This is a genomic window from Bradyrhizobium sp. 187 (assembly GCF_023101005.1).
In the GTDB taxonomy this organism is placed as follows: Bacteria; Pseudomonadota; Alphaproteobacteria; order Rhizobiales; family Xanthobacteraceae; genus Bradyrhizobium; species Bradyrhizobium canariense_D.
Genome location: NZ_CP064693.1, coordinates 700441 through 716124, shown reverse-complemented (window position 1 = coordinate 716124; position 15684 = coordinate 700441). Strand labels below are relative to the sequence as shown.

The following is a 15684-nucleotide window of genomic DNA, read 5'->3' as shown; positions in this document are numbered from 1 at the left end:
ACTCTTCGATCCGGAATCGACCCTTCAACAGGTTGCACCCTGCGTGATGTCCGCAATGTAGTTCTTTATAGCTTGTGCATTCGGGGGAAGGACTTTGACTCGCCTCGGCAGCCCTTCTAGTCCATCGAACCGTTGCGGACGATCTGGTTGCCGGCCTAACGCTTCCTTGATCGTCGTAGCGAATTTGATTGGCTGTGCAGTTTCGAGCACAAGCATCGGCGTCTCGGGGCTCGCATGCATGCGCCCGACCGTCACACCATCCGCAGTGTGAGGATCGATCATTGTGTTGTAGCGCTCCCACGTGTCACGGATCGTCGCCAGTCGATCGGCATGAGTGCTCCTGCCGCTGCGGAATCCGAAACGCGCCGCCGCCGTTACGAAGCTGGGATCACCGCTGAGGTCAAACGAACCGCATTCCCAAAGTTGGTTCTCAAACAGCGATTTCGTCCGACGGGCGTCGCGACCGAGCAAGTCGAACACGAAACGCTCGAGATTTGACGCCTTGGAGATGTCCATGGAAGGACTCGATGTTTCAAGCGTGTCAGCTCGGCTTCTGACGCGATAAATGCCGCTGCGGAAAAACTCGTCGAGCACGTCGTTTTCGTTGGTCGCAAGGACGAGACGGGATATTGGAAGTCCCATCATGCGCGCAACATGACCAGCGCAGATGTTTCCGAAGTTTCCTGAAGGCACGGAAAAGTCAACGCCTGCTGACCTCCCTTCGGAGACTTGAAAATAGCCGGAGAAGTAATAGACGACCTGCGCGACCAGTCGGGCCCAGTTGATCGAATTCACCGCACCTATCTTATATCGTCGTTTGAATTCCAGATCGCTGGACACACATTTGACGATGTCTTGGCAGTCGTCGAACACGCCATCTATGGCGATGTTGTGGATGTTGTCGTCCTGCAGGCTGAACATCTGAGCTTGCTGAAAGGAGCTCATCCGTCCGAGGGGCGACATCATGAAGACCCGCACCCCTTTCTTGCCGCGCATTGCGTATTCCGCAGCGCTCCCGGTGTCGCCACTGGTCGCCCCAAGAATGTTCAATTCGTCGTGCCGCCGTGCCAGTTCGTACTCGAGCAGATTGCCGAGCAACTGCATGGCCACGTCCTTGAACGCCAGCGTAGGACCGTTCGACAATTCCTGGAGGTAAAGCCGCGTCTCGAGCTTTCGAAGCGGAACGATGCTCGAGGTTCCAAAGATCTCGGGCGTGTAGGTCTTTTCGCAGATTGCCTTCAGGTCAGCGGGCGGAATATCGCTGACGTAGAGCGACAGGACCTCGAAGGCCAGGCTGGGATAGGACAAGGCACGCCACGCATCCAATGTAGCGGCGTCCACACGCGGGTAGGTCTCAGGTACGTACAGCCCGCCATCCTCGGCGAGGCCTTCAAGCAATGTTTCGCAGAACTGTCTGCGACCTGAATGTCCGCGCGTGGATACGTAGTGCATCGATGCTCTTCTTTCGAGAGGCGGCAGTGCCGCCAGCTCCATGACCTGAGTTGTACCTTTGGGAATGCCCGATGGAGTTTCCAGCCGTCAGCGGCGGTCGCGCCACAGCGCAAAACGATCCTGCATCCGATATCCCCAGATCATGGCGGGCATGAACCAGGGATCGCCACGATAGAGCGGGATGGAGTCCGGCGGACGGAAGTCAAAGGCGGTGCGCGCCCGTTCGTGGTTTCCGATCAGCTTGTGGGCCGCGTGCATCCCGATCCAAGGCGCCCAGACGACGCCTGAACCGCAGAAGCCAGTGGCATAAACCACACCGTCCTCTTCGAAGATGCGCGGGAGCATGTCGCGATTCATCGCCACATTGCCGAACCAGCTGTGCGAAAGGTGAACATTCTCGAGTTCGGGGAAAAGGTTCACCAACCCCTTGCGCAGCAGGAGCTTTGGAGCCACCGGGTTACCGACACGAGAGCTGTCGCGCCCCCCTAACAGGATACGTTTGCCGTCGGGCGATGGGCGGTAATAGAACCCGACCTGGCGGTTCTCGGTCATCATCATGCGTTTGGGCATCAGCCGCGCCATGACGTCAGGTGCGAGCTCCTCGGTTGCAATGATCCGGCTGCGAACCGGGACCAGCCTGCGGCGCAGGAAGGGAACGGCGCTATCAGTATAGCCATTCGTGCAAACCAGCACCTGACGCGCCTGCACCGAACCGGCCGAGGTCACGATACGGAATCCGGAACCATCTCTCTCGATGGAGATGACGGGCGTATCCGCATGAACCGCGACGCCCGAAGCGAGCGCCACGCGAAGCAGTTCAGCGTGAAACTTCGCCGGTTGTAGCCCTCCGATATCCATCCGGACTGTTCCACCCCGGTAGACATCGGTGCCGATGTAGCTGTGCTGCTCGGCATAAGGTACGGCGTGAGACTCGATCCGCAGCCTCTTCGCTAATACTTCCGCGCTACGCGCCATCGTGTCGTACTGCTCATATCCGAACGCGCCCTTGAACTGCCCGACCAGCTGGAAATCGCAGGCAAGCCCCTCGGTCTTGATGAAATCGTAAAGGAACTCGCGGGCGATCTTGCCTTCCGCCTCGATTGCCAGCGCCTTGTCTGCGCCGAAGCGTCGGGAGATCGCGGCGTAATCCGGCCGTATGCTCGCGCTGGTTATTCCACCGTTGCGCGTCGAGGCTCCCTCGCCCGGACTCATCGCGTCAAAGGCCGCAACCGAGCGTCCCTCGCGCGCCAGCACCAGCCCGGCCGAAAGAGAGGCATAGCCAGCGCCCACGATCAGCACGTCAAGTTTCTTGGGAAGAGTCTGTTGAGGCAGCGACCTAAGTGGTGCGGCTTCCCACCAATAGGGCGTGTCCTTCTCTGCGGCTCTGGGCTCGTGCATGTCGCTGACTTCTCGTGTGTTAAAAGTGGCCTTGGATTACTGACAAGACGGATTCTGATCAGCCAACGCGATGCTTGCGACGTCTACGCTATCAAGAGGTTCTGCTGGATAGCCTTCAACGCTGTCCGCTGCCTGCCACCTGGGCTCAAGCCGTCAAATGTGGTCATCTCTAACGTCAAGCGCATCGCGCAGCCCGTCGCCGATGAAGTTGAAGCTGGTCACTGCGATCGTAATCGCAGCGCCTGGAATGATGGCAAGCCAGGGAGCGCTGGCCAGATATTGCTGGGCGCCGTTGAGCAGATTGCCCCAGCTGGGCAGCGGTGGTTGGATGCCGTAACCAAGGAAACTGATATAGGCCTCCAGAAGAATCGCACGGGCGACGGTGAGGCTTGCGGCCACGATGATCGGACCCGTGGCATTGGGCAGAATTTCGCGAAGCATGATGTGCCTGCCGCTCAGACCGACCATGCGCGCGGCCTGGACAAACTCGCGCTCGCGCAGCGAACGGACCTCGGCTTCGACGATCCTGGCAACCTCCATCCAGCTCGTGACAGCAATGATGACAGTGATCATCATCGGGCTGGGCCGGAGCGTCGCGGCCAACGCCAGCACGAGGAAAATCGAGGGGAAGGAAAGAAAGCCATCCACCGTGCGCATCAGCGCGGCTCCGATCCAGCCCCCGCGATAGCCTGCGGTCACGCCGACGAGCGTTCCGATCAGCGTTGACAACAACATCGCGGAGAATCCCACCAGTAGCGAGACACGCCCGGCCATCAAGAGTCGCACGGCCAAGTCTCGCCCCAACGGGTCGGTGCCGAAATAATGATGACCGCTCAAGGGAGGAGCAAAGCGGGCGCGCAGATCTATATAGAGCGAATCGTAAGGCAAGGCGTAGGGGCCCACGACGCACGCCAACACGAGCAGGGCGATCATCGCGAACCCGAGCAGCGCCAGATGGTGTCGCATGAACCGGCGCACCCCGCGGCTGTGCCACCAGCGAATTGGAGGGAGGTGGGCGGAGATGTCAGTCATAACGGGGGACTCCTGTTGACGGCACGAACCGGCGTCTTCAGCTGAGACGAATGCGCGGATCGACGAGTGCGACAAGGATGTCTGCGACGAGATTGCCCAGCACGACAAGGATGGCTGAGAATATCAACAGCCCCATGACCATCGGATAGTCACTGTAGCCGAGGCTGTCGAGAAACAGCCGCCCCATTCCCGGCCAGGTAAAGATGGTCTCAGTGACCAACGCGCCGGTCAGAATGCTCGGCAACTGCACCCCAGCCAGGGTGATCATCGGCAACAGCGCATTGCCGACGACATGCTTCAGCAGGATGCGGCGCTCACTTAGGCCCTTGGCACGAGCCGTCTTGACGAAATCCTGGCTCAGCGCATCAAGGGTCGCGGTGCGCATGTAGCGGCTCCAGACCGCGACATGGACCAGCGACAACACCAAGCTTGGCAAGATCAGGTGATGCAAGTAGTCCAGCACCGATCCGTCGCCGATCGTGTACATGTTCCCTGCAGGCACCCAACCGAGCTTCAACGTGAAGATATAGATGCCGACGAGGCCGAACCAGAAGGTCGGGACCGACAGCGCGACCATGGCGCCAATCGTCGCGCAATAATCGAACAGGGAATAGCGGTGGGTGGCACCGCGGATCCCGATCCAGGAACCAAGGGCGATGGCCAGTGCCGTGGAAGTCCCCATCAGCAGCAGCGTAGCGAAGAGGTGACGCCCAATCACCGCCAGCACCGGCGTTCCGTCGCGGAAAGAGTGACCCCAGTCGCCCTGAACCAACCGCCAGGCCCAATCAAAATACTGAATCCACAACGGCCGGTTCAGCCCGAGCTGCTCTGCCAGTCGCTCAATGTCCTTCTGGGTCATGCCGGGATCCAGCCCGAACTGCGCGAGAGGACCGCCCGGCATGAAGTTGAGCACCGTGAAGCCGATGATCGAGACGATCACCAACAGCACGATGCTTTGCGAAAAGCGATTAAGCAGGAACCCGGGCATTCGAGTCTCCATGTTAGCTTGACAGCGCCTAGGCGCCGCCCTGCGCCTATACGGGCCTCGGGCGGCGATACGTCAACTCGCCCAAGACCAAGCCAGCGCGTTCCAGGATTCGGTGCGCGTGTTGACGTTCGGCACGACGCCGGAAATGCCCTTCTTGTTACCCTGGACCGAATTGGTCTGGTACAGCGGCAGGAAGGGCAGGTCGCGGCGAACGAGCTCTTGTACGCGACGGTAGATCGAGCGCCGCGCGTCCGGATCGAAGCTGCGAGCGCCTTGGTCGAGCAAGGCATCGACCTCTGGATTTGAATACTGCGCATTATTCGAACCACGCCCGCCCTTCGCTGCAATCGCACGCGAGTGCAAGCGATTGGTCACGTCCGGGTCGGCGCCGATCAGATACGTGCTGCCGACGATCACGGAATCGAATTGCGATTGCTGCCAGAACTCGCCCCACATCACCGCGGCGGGCAAGTTCGATATCTTCATCTCGACGCCCAACTGAGCAAATGTCTGCTGCAAGAACTGCTGCACCTGCTCGCGAAGCGGATCGCCTGACGTGGTCGAGCTGGCAAAGGACAGACGGACGCCGCTTTTGGCACGAACGCCATCCCGCCCGGGCGCCCAGCCGGCTTGGTCGAGGATCTGGCGCGCGCGGTCCAGATTGTATGCGTGTGCCGGAAGATTGGGGTTATAGTAGGTGGACTGCCTCGGCATGAAGGTCTCCGTCGGAGTCGGCACGCCGTAATAGAGCCCCTGGATGATCGATTCCTTGTCGATGGCTGCGTAGAGCGCCTCACGGACTGCAAGTTCCTTGAACTGTGGACGCTCCAAATTCAGGTAAAAGGACTCGAATGAAGCCTTTGGGACCAGTGTCACCACTCGGTTCGCCAGCGCCTTGGCTTCCTCGTAATGATCAGCTGTGATGTACGGCTGCCCCATCAGGTCCACATCACCGCTCTTGAACTGAGTGTAGAGGACGGTGAGATCGGGAATGTATTTGAAGATCAGCTTCTCGATGTGTGGGCCTTCTCCGAAATATTCGGGGTTAGCCACGAGTTCGAGATGATCGCCTGCAACCCGCTTACCCCATTTGAATGCGCCGGTGCCGACCGGCGCCTGGTTGAAGGCGGCGTTGTTTGGATTGGCCTCCTTCTCGAGGATGTGCTTGGGCACGATGAAGGTTTCGGTCAGGAACGAAAGATAAGGCGCAAAAACCTGTTCCATTCGCCACGAGATCTCCGTGGGCGAGATCACCGTGATGTCGCGCACGAGGGCATGGCCAGCTGTGCGCCAACTCCGGAAGGCGGGATTGGTGATCAGTTCGAGGGTGAATTTCACATCCTCGGCCGTGAAGGGTTTGCCGTCGTGCCAGCGCACACCGTCACGCAGACGGATGCGCCATTTGAGGCCGTCCTCCGAAATGCCGCCGTTCTTCTGGTTCGGTACTTCGACGGCAAGGTTGGGCTCAATCTCACCCTTTGGGTCGATCCGGAAGAGCGCGTCGAAAACCGAGAAATGCACACCATCATCGACTTCAATGTGCGCCATCAGCGGATTGAAGACGGTCGGCTCTTGTCCAAGTCCGACGACGATGCGACCGCTCGGTTTGGCGGGGGCCTTCTGAGCGAAGGCGGGCGTACCCAACAGGCCTGGTGCAGCGAGGCCGGCAGCCCCGGCCACCATCAATCGAAGTGCATTGCGCCGTGAATAGCTCGAGTCAAAATAGGCTTCCGTCATGACCTCTCCTCGTTCTTGGCTGTGTCCCGCCGGTATTCATTGACTCCCGCGAGCGCGCGAGCGCCCCTTGGCTGCTTGCCGGGGATGGCAGCGACGAGCTCGCGCGTGTAGGCGGATTTCGGGTCCAGGAAGATCTGCGACGGCGGTCCGCGTTCGATGATCTGTCCTCGATGCATGACGGCGATCTCATCGCAAATCTGGCTGGCAACGCGCAAATCATGCGTGATGAAGATCATCGAGACGCCGGTCTCCCGCTGAATCTGATCCAGCAGCTTCAGGATTTGGGCCTGGATCGAGACATCAAGCGCGGAGACGGCTTCGTCGGCGATCAGCAGTTGTGGTTTGAACATCAGCGCACGGGCGATGCCGACGCGCTGGCGCTGACCGCCGGAAAATTCGTGCGGATAGCGGTCGAAGGCGCCTGAATCCAGGCCGACATGGGACAGAAGCTCCCGCGCCCGCTCACCAGCCTCTCTGTGCGGCACGCCATGCGCGACCGGCCCGACTGTGAGAATTTGCCCGACCGTCGAGCGCGGGTTGAGCGACGCAAAAGGATCCTGGAAGATCATCTGGATTTTTGGCCTTAGCGGCCTAAACTCGGCCTCGGTAAGCCGGGCGACGTCGCGGCCTTCGAAGAAAATCGAGCCACCGTCGCTCTCCATGAGCTTGATCAGCAGCCGCCCGAGCGACGATTTGCCCGAACCGCTTTCTCCGACAACGCCTAGCGTGCGGCCCTGCGTGAGATCGAACGAGACACCATTGACCGCAGGCACGATGCGCTGCGTACGGAAAAGCGCACTGCCGCTACGATAGGTCTTGACCAGACACTCGACCTTCAGGATTGACGCCCTGTCGGCGGCTTCCAAGGGATTGCGGTCCTTGCCGGTCAGGTGCGGCACGGCCGCGATCAGGCGGCGCGTATAGAGGTGACTGGGCGACTTGAGCACCTGCTCGGCACTGCCTTGCTCCACGCAATGACCCTTCTCCATCACCACAACGGAATCGGCAATCTCCGCCACGACTCCAAAGTCATGGGTGATGAACATCACGCTCATTCCCTTGCGGCGCTGAATGTCGCGGATCAGTTTGAGGATCTGCGCCTGCGTCGTCACGTCGAGGGCGGTCGTCGGCTCGTCCGCAATCAGGATCGCGGGCTCAAGAGCCAGAGCCATGGCGATCATCACCCGCTGCCGTTGCCCGCCCGAAAGCCGGAATGGATACTGGTGATACATGAGTTGCGGATCGGGAAGGCCGACCTCAACCAACAAGTCTATGGCGCGGCTGCGACGGGATTTCGCGGTCCCAACGTCGTGCGCTGCCATCACTTCCTCGATCTGCGCGCCCACGGTCATCAGCGGATTGAGCGCTGAGAGCGGATCTTGAAAGATCATCGAGACGACGCGGCCGCGAAGGTTGCGGAGCTTATCGGGCGAGATGGCTACGATGTCGGTCCCATTCAGGTCGATCGAACCCGAGGCAACACGTATCGCCTTGGGCAGAAGCCCCATGATCGCATTGGCTGTGACCGACTTGCCCGATCCGGACTCTCCAATGATGCACAGTATCTGACCCCGCTTCAGATCAAAGGAGACGTTCTCGACGGCGTGAGCCCGCTCCATCCCGGCCGGCAGGCTCACGGTCAGTTCGCGCACCGAGAGTGCCACATCTTCCGAAGCTACAGCCTGAGAGGCAGAGGCCATTTGAACAGTCTCCCCTTTCAACGGCGTTGGGTCATTCTGCTGCGGATTGGCTCTTCGGCCATTGTTGCCGCCGCGACGATCGGACAGGTCGAAAATTCGCCGCTCATTTTGCCATTCCCTGTTCGGAGAGTGCGACATGATTCAAAGCTTGGTGCTCGACAGGAAAAAGCTGTCGCTCAAGCCAAAACATCGGACGAGCGGCCAACTCGATCACTGAATCGAAGTTCGTGGAGCTAACAGTCCCATCCAGCTTGATTGCTCTTGTGGAGGTCTGTTCCTGGACAAGGCTCATCCAGCGTCCCTTTAGAACTTCTGCCACTGATCGACATTGACCCGGCATTCGCGAGTTTGACTGCTTCAATCACCCCAGAGTCGCCGAAACGCGCCGTATGGGCAGCAGGAAGTTCTGAAAACGAAGTGCCATCTGGCATTTCAGTCTGCGCCGCGACGAGAGAACTCTCAGGCGGCCTGCCTTGTGCACGGCACGGCTGCACGCGCTCAACGCCTGATGCCCTGGTGCTTTGGCGAATGAGGTGGGCGCGAGCAACGTGTTCTCGCAATAATAGCTTGAACAGTAGTCGGCAAACCGCAGAATATTCCGTCTAATCACAAATTCCCGCAGAGCACCTGCCGCGAATGCTCAGCTACGATAGGTCAAACGCCGGGAGTCCTCGCTTCATGAGTGCGCCGCTCATCCATATTGAATCAAGCCCGTCTCTGCCTCAAGAGGCTGACGTCGTCGTCATTGGCGGCGGCGTGGTGGGCGTGTTCACGGCTTACTATCTCGCCCGCCGCGGCGTTAAGGTCGCCTTGCTAGAGAAGGGGCGTGTCGCCGCCGAGCAGTCCAGTCGCAATTGGGGATGGTGCCGTCAACAGAATCGCGACGCACGCGAGCTACCGATCGCCACCAAGAGTCTCGATCTTTGGGAGAGAGTAGCACAGGAGACCGGGGAAGACACGGGCTTCCGCCGCTGCGGGCTTCTCTATCTGTCGAATGACGAGAATGAGCTGACCTGCTGGGCGAAATGGCGCGATTTTGCAAAGACGGTCGGCGTTACGACACACATGTTGAGCACGAACGAAGCTAGCGAGAGAGGCAAAGCGACGGGCCGCAAATGGAAAGGCGGCGTCTCCTCTCCAACCGACGGAACGGCAGACCCTTCGAAGGCTGTGCCCGTGGTCGCGCGTGCGATGATGACGGCGGGCGGCACGGTGCACCAGCACTGCGCCGCTCGCGGCATAGAGCTCCGTGCCGGCCGGGTGAACGGCGTGGTGACCGAAATGGGCACAATCCGGACCAACACGGTGGTCATGGCAGGAGGGGCCTGGGCCTCTTCGTTCTGCAACCAGCTCGGCATTCGCTTCCCACAGGCGTCCGTGCGCCAGTCCATTCTCGCCGTGGCTCCTGGCGCGGCGGGTCTGCCCGACGCCCTGCACACTGCAGTCGTGTCGCTCACGCGGCGTAGCAGCGGCGGGTACACGCTGGCGATAAGCGGGCGCGCGCGAGTCGATCCAACGCCGCAGCAATTCAGGTTCGCCCGCGAATTCGTGCCGATGTTTGCTCGCCGCTGGCGCAGTCTCGCCCCTGGAGCATTCGAGGGCATGCGCCAAGGTCATGAATCCTTGGCGAAGTGGGCGCTCGATGAGACGACCCCGATGGAGCTGAACCGGACACTTAATCCCCGTCCCGACATGCGGCAGATTCGGCTGACACATAAAAGAGCTTGCGAATTGCTGCCTGAACTCCGTCGCGTCGCAATCTCCAATGTCTGGGCCGGCTATATTGACAGCACACCGGATGGCGTTCCCGCCATCGGTGAGGTGGGGGCGATTCCGGGCTTTATCCTTGCGGCCGGGTTCAGCGGACACGGTTTCGGGATTGGTCCCGGCGCAGGGCACCTGATGGCGGACATCATTACTGGTACTGCACCGATCGTCGACCCGCGTCCATACAGGCCGGAGCGGCTGAAAACGGGTGCCTGGGGCAAGGTCGCCGAGTTCTGAAAAGCAATCTCTCCGCCCGGTGGGAAAGGATGCTGGTTGGTGCTATGACAGTGCGTATGACGCTGAAGCCTCAAAGCCTTGACGCCGCTATGGCTCCCATCTCATGGCATTGCCTATGAAGCTCGATAAGATCGACATCAGGATTTTATGCGAACTGCAGAAGAACGGGCGGACTTCCAACGTCGAGCTCGCAGAGCTGATAAACCTTTCCCCGAGCCCGTGCCTGATGCGCGTCAAGAGGCTCCAGACGGAGGGCTTCATCACCGGCTATTCCGCCCAGATCGACGTCTCCAAGCTCGGACAAACTCTGACTGTGTTCGCCGAGATCACGCTCAAAAATCATCGCCAGATCGATTTCGCGCGCTTTCTCACGACCATCGAAAAGATAGATTCGGTCGTCGAATGTCATCTGGTTTCGGGCGGATATGACTACCTGGTGAAGTTTATCACAGCGGGAATCAGCGAATATCAAGCGCTGATGGAACGTCTCGTCGAGATGGATATCGGAATCGACAAATACTTCAGTTTTGTCGTGCTGAAGTCCCCGATCGTGAAATCCCATCTGCCTCTCGAAAGCATATTCAATAGCTGAAGAACAATCCTCCACCCCGGGGAGCATGGGCAGATCGCCGGGCCGGCGCTACGGCTCAGGCTTTTTCTGGCCTCGGAATGACAGGCGCAGTGATTATCCTTTCATCGCCGCGCGGACGTCCCTGTCTTCGAGGGTTTGGTCGAGCGTCATGCGAGTTCGTTCGATGATGCCGTCGATGTCCGCATCCGTGCAGCAGAGCGGGGGCGCAAGACCCAGCACGCCCTGGGCAAAGGCGCGGATGACGAGACCGTTGTCCCATGCGCGGTCGAATATGCGGCGCGCGGCGTCAGCTTCCGCCGGCAGGGGCGTCTTGCGCTCCTTGTCCGTGACGAGCTCGATTGCGGCCAGCATGCCGCGACCACGGACATCGCCGACAAGTGGTTGATCGGCAAGCGCGCGAAGGCCTTCCATCAGGCGGTGCCCCGCCTTTCGGCCGTTTGCCAACAAGCCATTTTCGTAAAGATCCAGGCACGCGAGCCCGACCGCTGCACTGACGGGATGCGCGGAATAGGTGTAGCCGTGGCCGACGGCCGTCTTGCCGGCTCCGTCCGCAATCGTGTTGTAGACGCGGTCGGACATGAAAACGGCTCCCATCGGCACATAGCCCGACGTCAGACCCTTTGCGGTGGTCATGAAATCCGGCACGACGTCGTCTTCTTCGCAGGCGAAAAATGGGCCGACACGACCAAAGCCAGTGATGACCTCATCGACTACGAACAAAATATCGTTCTCCTTGCAAACGGCGTGCATGGCTTTCAACCAAGATGGCGGTGGCACGAGGACACCCCCTGATCCCTGAATTGGCTCGACGTAAAAAGCCGCAATGCGATCTGCGCCAAGTTCGGCGATCTTGGCTCGCAGGGCCGCGACCGACGCAGCAATGATAGCCTGAGGATGGGAACCGACAGGATTACGATAGGTATAGTGCGACGGAATTTTGTGCTGCCAGCTATAAGGTACCCCAAAGCCCGCATGAAAGGCGGGGATCGCGGTCAAGCCGGACCCTGCCGTCGACGATCCGTGGTAGCCATGCTCGACGGAAATGAACTGATCCTTCTGCGGCGTACCCTTGGCATGATAATAGTACCGAATAAATCGGATTGTGCTGTCGACGGCATCGGAGCCACCTAGCGTGAAGTAAACATGGTTCAGATCGCCAGGCGCCAATTCGGCCAACCTGGCGGCCAGCCGGATGGCCGGATCGGAGCCCAACCCGAAATAGCCCGTCGCGTAAGGCAGCTCGCGCAACTGCTTCGTGGCAGCTTCAACGATGCTCTCTTGTCCGTACCCGACGTTGACACACCACAGACCAGCAAACCCGTCGAGCAATTGATGTCCCGATGCATCGGTCAGGGTCGCGCCCTTCGCTGATCTTAACACCCGCACACCCAAGGCCTCGTGACCGCGATAGGATGAGACCGGGTGAACCAGATGTGCGCGGTCCAGCTCGATCAGCGAATTGCTCAACATTTCGGCCTCCATATCAACCCGAAACGCAAAGTAGGATATCGACGACAGCAGTTCCTCCCAAGCTGCGCCTGAGCCAAAGGAGTTTTGACTTTCGTTTTTGATCGACGCCGCATCTTATACCGCGGCGGCGTCCGCCGCGTGGCGGTGCTGTTCAACTCGAAAGGTTGCTTGGCGCAACTCTCTGCCAAGGCTTCGAGCCGATACGACACAATCTGCTTCCGGCTCCAGCGAAAGCGGCGCTTTATCTTACGCGATGCTCATTATGATGCTTGTCGTACTGGCACGCGGTGCCGAGAGGATTGGAGGATACCACGACATGACCGAGTTCCGACCGAAATATATCACTTTCGATTGCTACGGCACGCTGACGAATTTCGACATGGCCGGTGCGGCAAGGCGAGTCTACGGCTCCCAGCTTTCTGCCACGACGATGGCAAGTTTCATCAAGGATTTCGCCGCCTATCGCCTGGACGAAGTTCTTGGCGCGTGGAAGCCATACTTCGAGGTCGTGCATAATTCGGTAGAGCGCGCGTGCAAGCGCAACGGTGTCGTATTTCGGCCGGAGGATGCCCAGCGCATCAATGAAGAGATCCACACATGGGGTCCACACCCCGACGTCCCGGCGGGTCTGGCCAAAGTTGCCAGGGAGATTCCGCTGGTCATCCTGTCGAATTCCATGAAGAACCTCATCATGTCGAACGTCGAGAAGCTCGGCGCGCCCTTCCACACGGTCATCACGGCCGAGGAAACCGGCGCCTACAAGCCGCACATGAAAGGCTTTGAATACATGCTGGACAAGCTTGGCTGCGGTCCGGAAGATATCACCCACGTCTCATCCTCCTTCCGCTACGACCTGATGACAGCCTACGACCTGGGCATCAAGAGCAAGGTGTGGGTGAACCGCGGTCATGAGCCCGCGAATCCCTTCTATGAATACACTGAGGTCGCTGACATCGGCGGGCTCGCCGCCGCAGTCGGCTTGGAGCCCCTTCGAAGAAGTGCGTGAAGGCGTATCCTTTTCGGGCTCTTTCGCGGCACGTAGACCTTCGAAAATTTCAGTAGAGACTGTTGCGTGATGAATAAAGGGGGCGGTTCAACCGCTCCCTTTTTCTGTGTTCGAACTACTCATCCGACAGAATTGTGTTACTTCGCTGTCGAGGCATCATGGTGTTGTCGCGCGGATGCGGTCCGCCGCAAAATCGGAGAACCCTTCGATTCCTCTCCTGAAACCAGGAATCGCCCCCTTATTCCAATCCGCCGACATGAAGCGTTTTGATCTCAAGATATTCATCTATCCCGAGCTGGGATCCTTCGCGCCCCAGCCCGGACTGCTTTACACCGCCGAACGGCGCGACCTCGGTCGAGATCAGGCCGGTGTTCAGGCCCACCATGCCGAATTCCAGCGCCTCGGCAACGCGCCACGAGCGCTTGAGGTTTTCAGTGTAGAAGTAGGCGGCAAGGCCGAAGGGCGTGCCGTTCGCGATCGCGATCGCTTCGTCCTCCGTCTCGAAGCGGAAAAGCGGCGCGACTGGTCCGAACGTCTCTTCTGAGGCCAAGAGCATGTCAGTCGTTGCCTCACCGAGCACGACGGGGCGCGCATACTGCCGACCTTCCGGCATACGTTCGCTCTGCGAGATGATCTTCGCGCCTTTGTCCAGGGCGTCTGTGACGTGCCGCTTGATCTTTTCTATCGCCGCGCCATTGATCATTGGTCCGATTTCGACACCTTCTTCGGTGCCGGCACCGACCTTCATTTTTGCGACCCGGCTGGCGAGCCTTTTCGCAAAGGCATCGTAAACGCCGGATTGCACCAGAATGCGATTGGAGCAAACGCAGGTCTGTCCGCCATTACGAAACTTCGACGCAATCGCGCCCTCGACGGCCCGGTCAACATCGGCATCATCAAAGACGATGAACGGCGCGTTGCCGCCGAGCTCGAGGCTGAGCTTCTTGATGTTGGCGGCGGCGCCTTTCATCAGCAATGCGCCGACGCGAGTCGACCCGGTAAACGAGATCTTGCGGACAGTTTCATTGTCCATCAGTTCCTGGCCGATTTCCGCGGGCATGCCCGTCACGATATTAATCACGCCCGCCGGGATCCCTGCCCGCTGCGCAAGAACGCCGATCGCGAGCGCCGAAAATGGCGTAAATTCAGATGGCTTGATGACCACGGTGCAGCCCGCAGCAAGCGCAGGTGCCACCTTGCGCGTGATCATGGCGTTAGGAAAGTTCCAGGGGGTGATGATCCCGCAGACGCCTACCGGCTCTTTCAGCACCAGAATGCGGCGATCGGCAGTGGGTGAAGGGATGGTCGATCCGTTGATCCGGCGTGTCTCTTCCGCAAACCATTTTACGAAGGATGCCCCATAGCGGATTTCTCCGAGCGATTCAGCAAGCGGCTTACCCTGTTCCAGAGTCAGCAAGAGCGCCAGATCCTGCTCATGCTGCCGCATCAGCTCATACCAACGCTCCAAAAGTGCCGCGCGTTCTGCATGAGTAGTCTTCTTCCAAGCTTTGAACGCATCAGCCGCAGCGTTGATTGCAGCCGCAGTCTCGTTACGCCCCATATCGGGGATGGTACCAAGGACGTTCTGGCTGGCAGGATCAATGACATTGGCAGTGGCTTTCGCGCTCGCATCTCGCCAATTGCCGCCGATCAGCCCTTGCTGGCGAAACAGATCCTTGTCCTTCAATGCAATCATCTACATGTTCCTTTGCCTTCGGGCCCAACTCCGCCATTCCTGCTTGCCAACCGAGCAGGTCTGCACTACGAGAACGCTCTTGGATTTGCGACTGGCGAGCAAAGCCGGCTCATTTGAGCAATAAAGGCCGCACACCGCATTTTTTCATCGAGAATTGCCTGACGGCGCTGAAGCCGGTCAGGCGCGACTTTGAAAGTCGATTGTTCTGCCAAGCCAGATTTCGACCGCTCTGAGCATTGCGCTCAGTCATAAGCGCTGACGTAGATCTTTCGCACGGTCTCGATCGTGCGCCAGACGCCGACAAAGCCCGGTTTCATCACGAAGCTGTCGCCGCCGCGGTAAGTCCTGGTCTCACCACCCTTTTCCTCAATTTCGATGAGACCCGAGATGATGTGGCAGAACTCGTAAGTGGTGCCTTTGATGGAATGGGTCTCGCCGGGCGTTGCTTCCCAGACGCCGGTCAGCACCTTCTCGGCTTTGGAGGCGTCCTGCGCCCAGGTCTTGAAGGATGGATTGCCCGAAATGAGTCGTTCCGGAGCAGGCAAGGTGTTCTTTGGTGCGAAGTCCGGATTGGTATCGATAGTAATCAGAAGTGACATGGCATTATCC

The 15684-nt window shown here is 59.3% G+C and carries 13 protein-coding genes; 3 read left to right on the top strand and 10 right to left on the bottom strand.

Annotated features, from left to right (window positions below; translation table 11 throughout):
* Positions 1 to 24 precede the first annotated feature (24 nt).
* From thrC to IVB19_RS03440, 7 genes are all read right to left on the bottom strand, one after another.
* Positions 25 to 1452 (bottom strand): threonine synthase, encoded by a 1428-nt coding sequence (thrC, locus tag IVB19_RS03470; protein WP_247360895.1) that lies wholly within the window; start codon positions 1450 to 1452, stop codon positions 25 to 27.
* An 87-nt stretch (positions 1453 to 1539) separates the two neighbouring features.
* Positions 1540 to 2850 carry an NAD(P)/FAD-dependent oxidoreductase gene (locus tag IVB19_RS03465; protein ID WP_026232480.1) on the bottom strand — a complete coding sequence of 437 codons (1311 nt, stop codon included), beginning with the start codon at positions 2848 to 2850 and terminating at the stop codon, positions 1540 to 1542.
* A gap of 153 nt (positions 2851 to 3003) precedes the next feature.
* On the bottom strand, positions 3004 to 3882 hold the full coding sequence (locus IVB19_RS03460) for an ABC transporter permease (RefSeq protein ID WP_026232479.1): 879 nt from the start codon (positions 3880 to 3882) through the stop codon (positions 3004 to 3006).
* Positions 3883 to 3919: 37 nt separating this feature from the next.
* On the bottom strand, positions 3920 to 4870 hold the full coding sequence (locus tag IVB19_RS03455; RefSeq protein ID WP_018453192.1) for an ABC transporter permease: 951 nt from the start codon (positions 4868 to 4870) through the stop codon (positions 3920 to 3922).
* Positions 4871 to 4942: 72 nt separating this feature from the next.
* The gene (locus IVB19_RS03450; protein ID WP_085361104.1) at positions 4943 to 6607 is read right to left on the bottom strand and encodes a peptide ABC transporter substrate-binding protein; all 1665 of its coding nucleotides are present in this window, start codon (positions 6605 to 6607) and stop codon (positions 4943 to 4945) included.
* Positions 6604 to 8307 carry an ABC transporter ATP-binding protein gene (locus IVB19_RS03445; protein WP_247821042.1) on the bottom strand — a complete coding sequence of 568 codons (1704 nt, stop codon included), beginning with the start codon at positions 8305 to 8307 and terminating at the stop codon, positions 6604 to 6606. The genes IVB19_RS03450 and IVB19_RS03445 overlap by 4 nt, the downstream gene beginning before the upstream one ends.
* Before the next feature lie 103 nt (positions 8308 to 8410).
* Complete coding sequence (locus IVB19_RS03440; RefSeq protein WP_018453189.1) at positions 8411 to 8599, bottom strand: hypothetical protein; 189 nt, start codon at positions 8597 to 8599, stop codon at positions 8411 to 8413.
* A 386-nt stretch (positions 8600 to 8985) separates the two neighbouring features.
* Here IVB19_RS03440 and IVB19_RS03435 point away from each other — a divergent pair, with 386 nt between their 5' ends.
* Positions 8986 to 10311: an NAD(P)/FAD-dependent oxidoreductase gene (locus IVB19_RS03435; protein WP_247299260.1), complete on the top strand. Its 1326-nt coding sequence runs from the start codon at positions 8986 to 8988 to the stop codon at positions 10309 to 10311.
* 115 nt (positions 10312 to 10426) lie between these two features.
* On the top strand, positions 10427 to 10903 hold the full coding sequence (locus tag IVB19_RS03430; protein ID WP_018453188.1) for an Lrp/AsnC family transcriptional regulator: 477 nt from the start codon (positions 10427 to 10429) through the stop codon (positions 10901 to 10903).
* A 93-nt stretch (positions 10904 to 10996) separates the two neighbouring features.
* Here IVB19_RS03430 and IVB19_RS03425 read toward each other — a convergent pair whose 3' ends face one another.
* A complete protein-coding gene (locus IVB19_RS03425) occupies positions 10997 to 12373 on the bottom strand; it encodes an aspartate aminotransferase family protein (protein WP_247821041.1) in 1377 nt (458 codons plus the stop codon).
* A gap of 316 nt (positions 12374 to 12689) precedes the next feature.
* On the opposite strand from IVB19_RS03425, the gene IVB19_RS03420 reads away from it, so the two are divergent.
* Complete coding sequence (locus IVB19_RS03420) at positions 12690 to 13379, top strand: haloacid dehalogenase type II (protein ID WP_018453186.1); 690 nt, start codon at positions 12690 to 12692, stop codon at positions 13377 to 13379.
* Positions 13380 to 13617: 238 nt separating this feature from the next.
* Here IVB19_RS03420 and IVB19_RS03415 read toward each other — a convergent pair whose 3' ends face one another.
* Positions 13618 to 15075, bottom strand: a complete 1458-nt coding sequence (locus IVB19_RS03415; RefSeq protein WP_018453185.1) for an NAD-dependent succinate-semialdehyde dehydrogenase — start codon at positions 15073 to 15075, stop codon at positions 13618 to 13620.
* A gap of 242 nt (positions 15076 to 15317) precedes the next feature.
* Entirely contained in the window at positions 15318 to 15674 is a 357-nt protein-coding gene (locus tag IVB19_RS03410; protein WP_018453184.1) for a cupin domain-containing protein, read from the bottom strand.
* Between the last annotated feature and the right edge of the window lie 10 nt (positions 15675 to 15684).

Coding starts and splice junctions, on each gene's coding strand:
- thrC (WP_247360895.1), bottom strand. CDS start 1,452: ATGCACTACGTATCCACGCGCGGACATTCAGGTCGCAGACAGTTCTGC.
- IVB19_RS03465 (WP_026232480.1), bottom strand. CDS start 2,850: ATGCACGAGCCCAGAGCCGCAGAGAAGGACACGCCCTATTGGTGGGAA.
- IVB19_RS03460 (WP_026232479.1), bottom strand. CDS start 3,882: ATGACTGACATCTCCGCCCACCTCCCTCCAATTCGCTGGTGGCACAGC.
- IVB19_RS03455 (WP_018453192.1), bottom strand. CDS start 4,870: ATGCCCGGGTTCCTGCTTAATCGCTTTTCGCAAAGCATCGTGCTGTTG.
- IVB19_RS03450 (WP_085361104.1), bottom strand. CDS start 6,607: ATGACGGAAGCCTATTTTGACTCGAGCTATTCACGGCGCAATGCACTT.
- IVB19_RS03445 (WP_247821042.1), bottom strand. CDS start 8,307: ATGGCCTCTGCCTCTCAGGCTGTAGCTTCGGAAGATGTGGCACTCTCG.
- IVB19_RS03440 (WP_018453189.1), bottom strand. CDS start 8,599: ATGAGCCTTGTCCAGGAACAGACCTCCACAAGAGCAATCAAGCTGGAT.
- IVB19_RS03435 (WP_247299260.1), top strand. CDS start 8,986: ATGAGTGCGCCGCTCATCCATATTGAATCAAGCCCGTCTCTGCCTCAA.
- IVB19_RS03430 (WP_018453188.1), top strand. CDS start 10,427: ATGAAGCTCGATAAGATCGACATCAGGATTTTATGCGAACTGCAGAAG.
- IVB19_RS03425 (WP_247821041.1), bottom strand. CDS start 12,373: ATGTTGAGCAATTCGCTGATCGAGCTGGACCGCGCACATCTGGTTCAC.
- IVB19_RS03420 (WP_018453186.1), top strand. CDS start 12,690: ATGACCGAGTTCCGACCGAAATATATCACTTTCGATTGCTACGGCACG.
- IVB19_RS03415 (WP_018453185.1), bottom strand. CDS start 15,075: ATGATTGCATTGAAGGACAAGGATCTGTTTCGCCAGCAAGGGCTGATC.
- IVB19_RS03410 (WP_018453184.1), bottom strand. CDS start 15,674: ATGTCACTTCTGATTACTATCGATACCAATCCGGACTTCGCACCAAAG.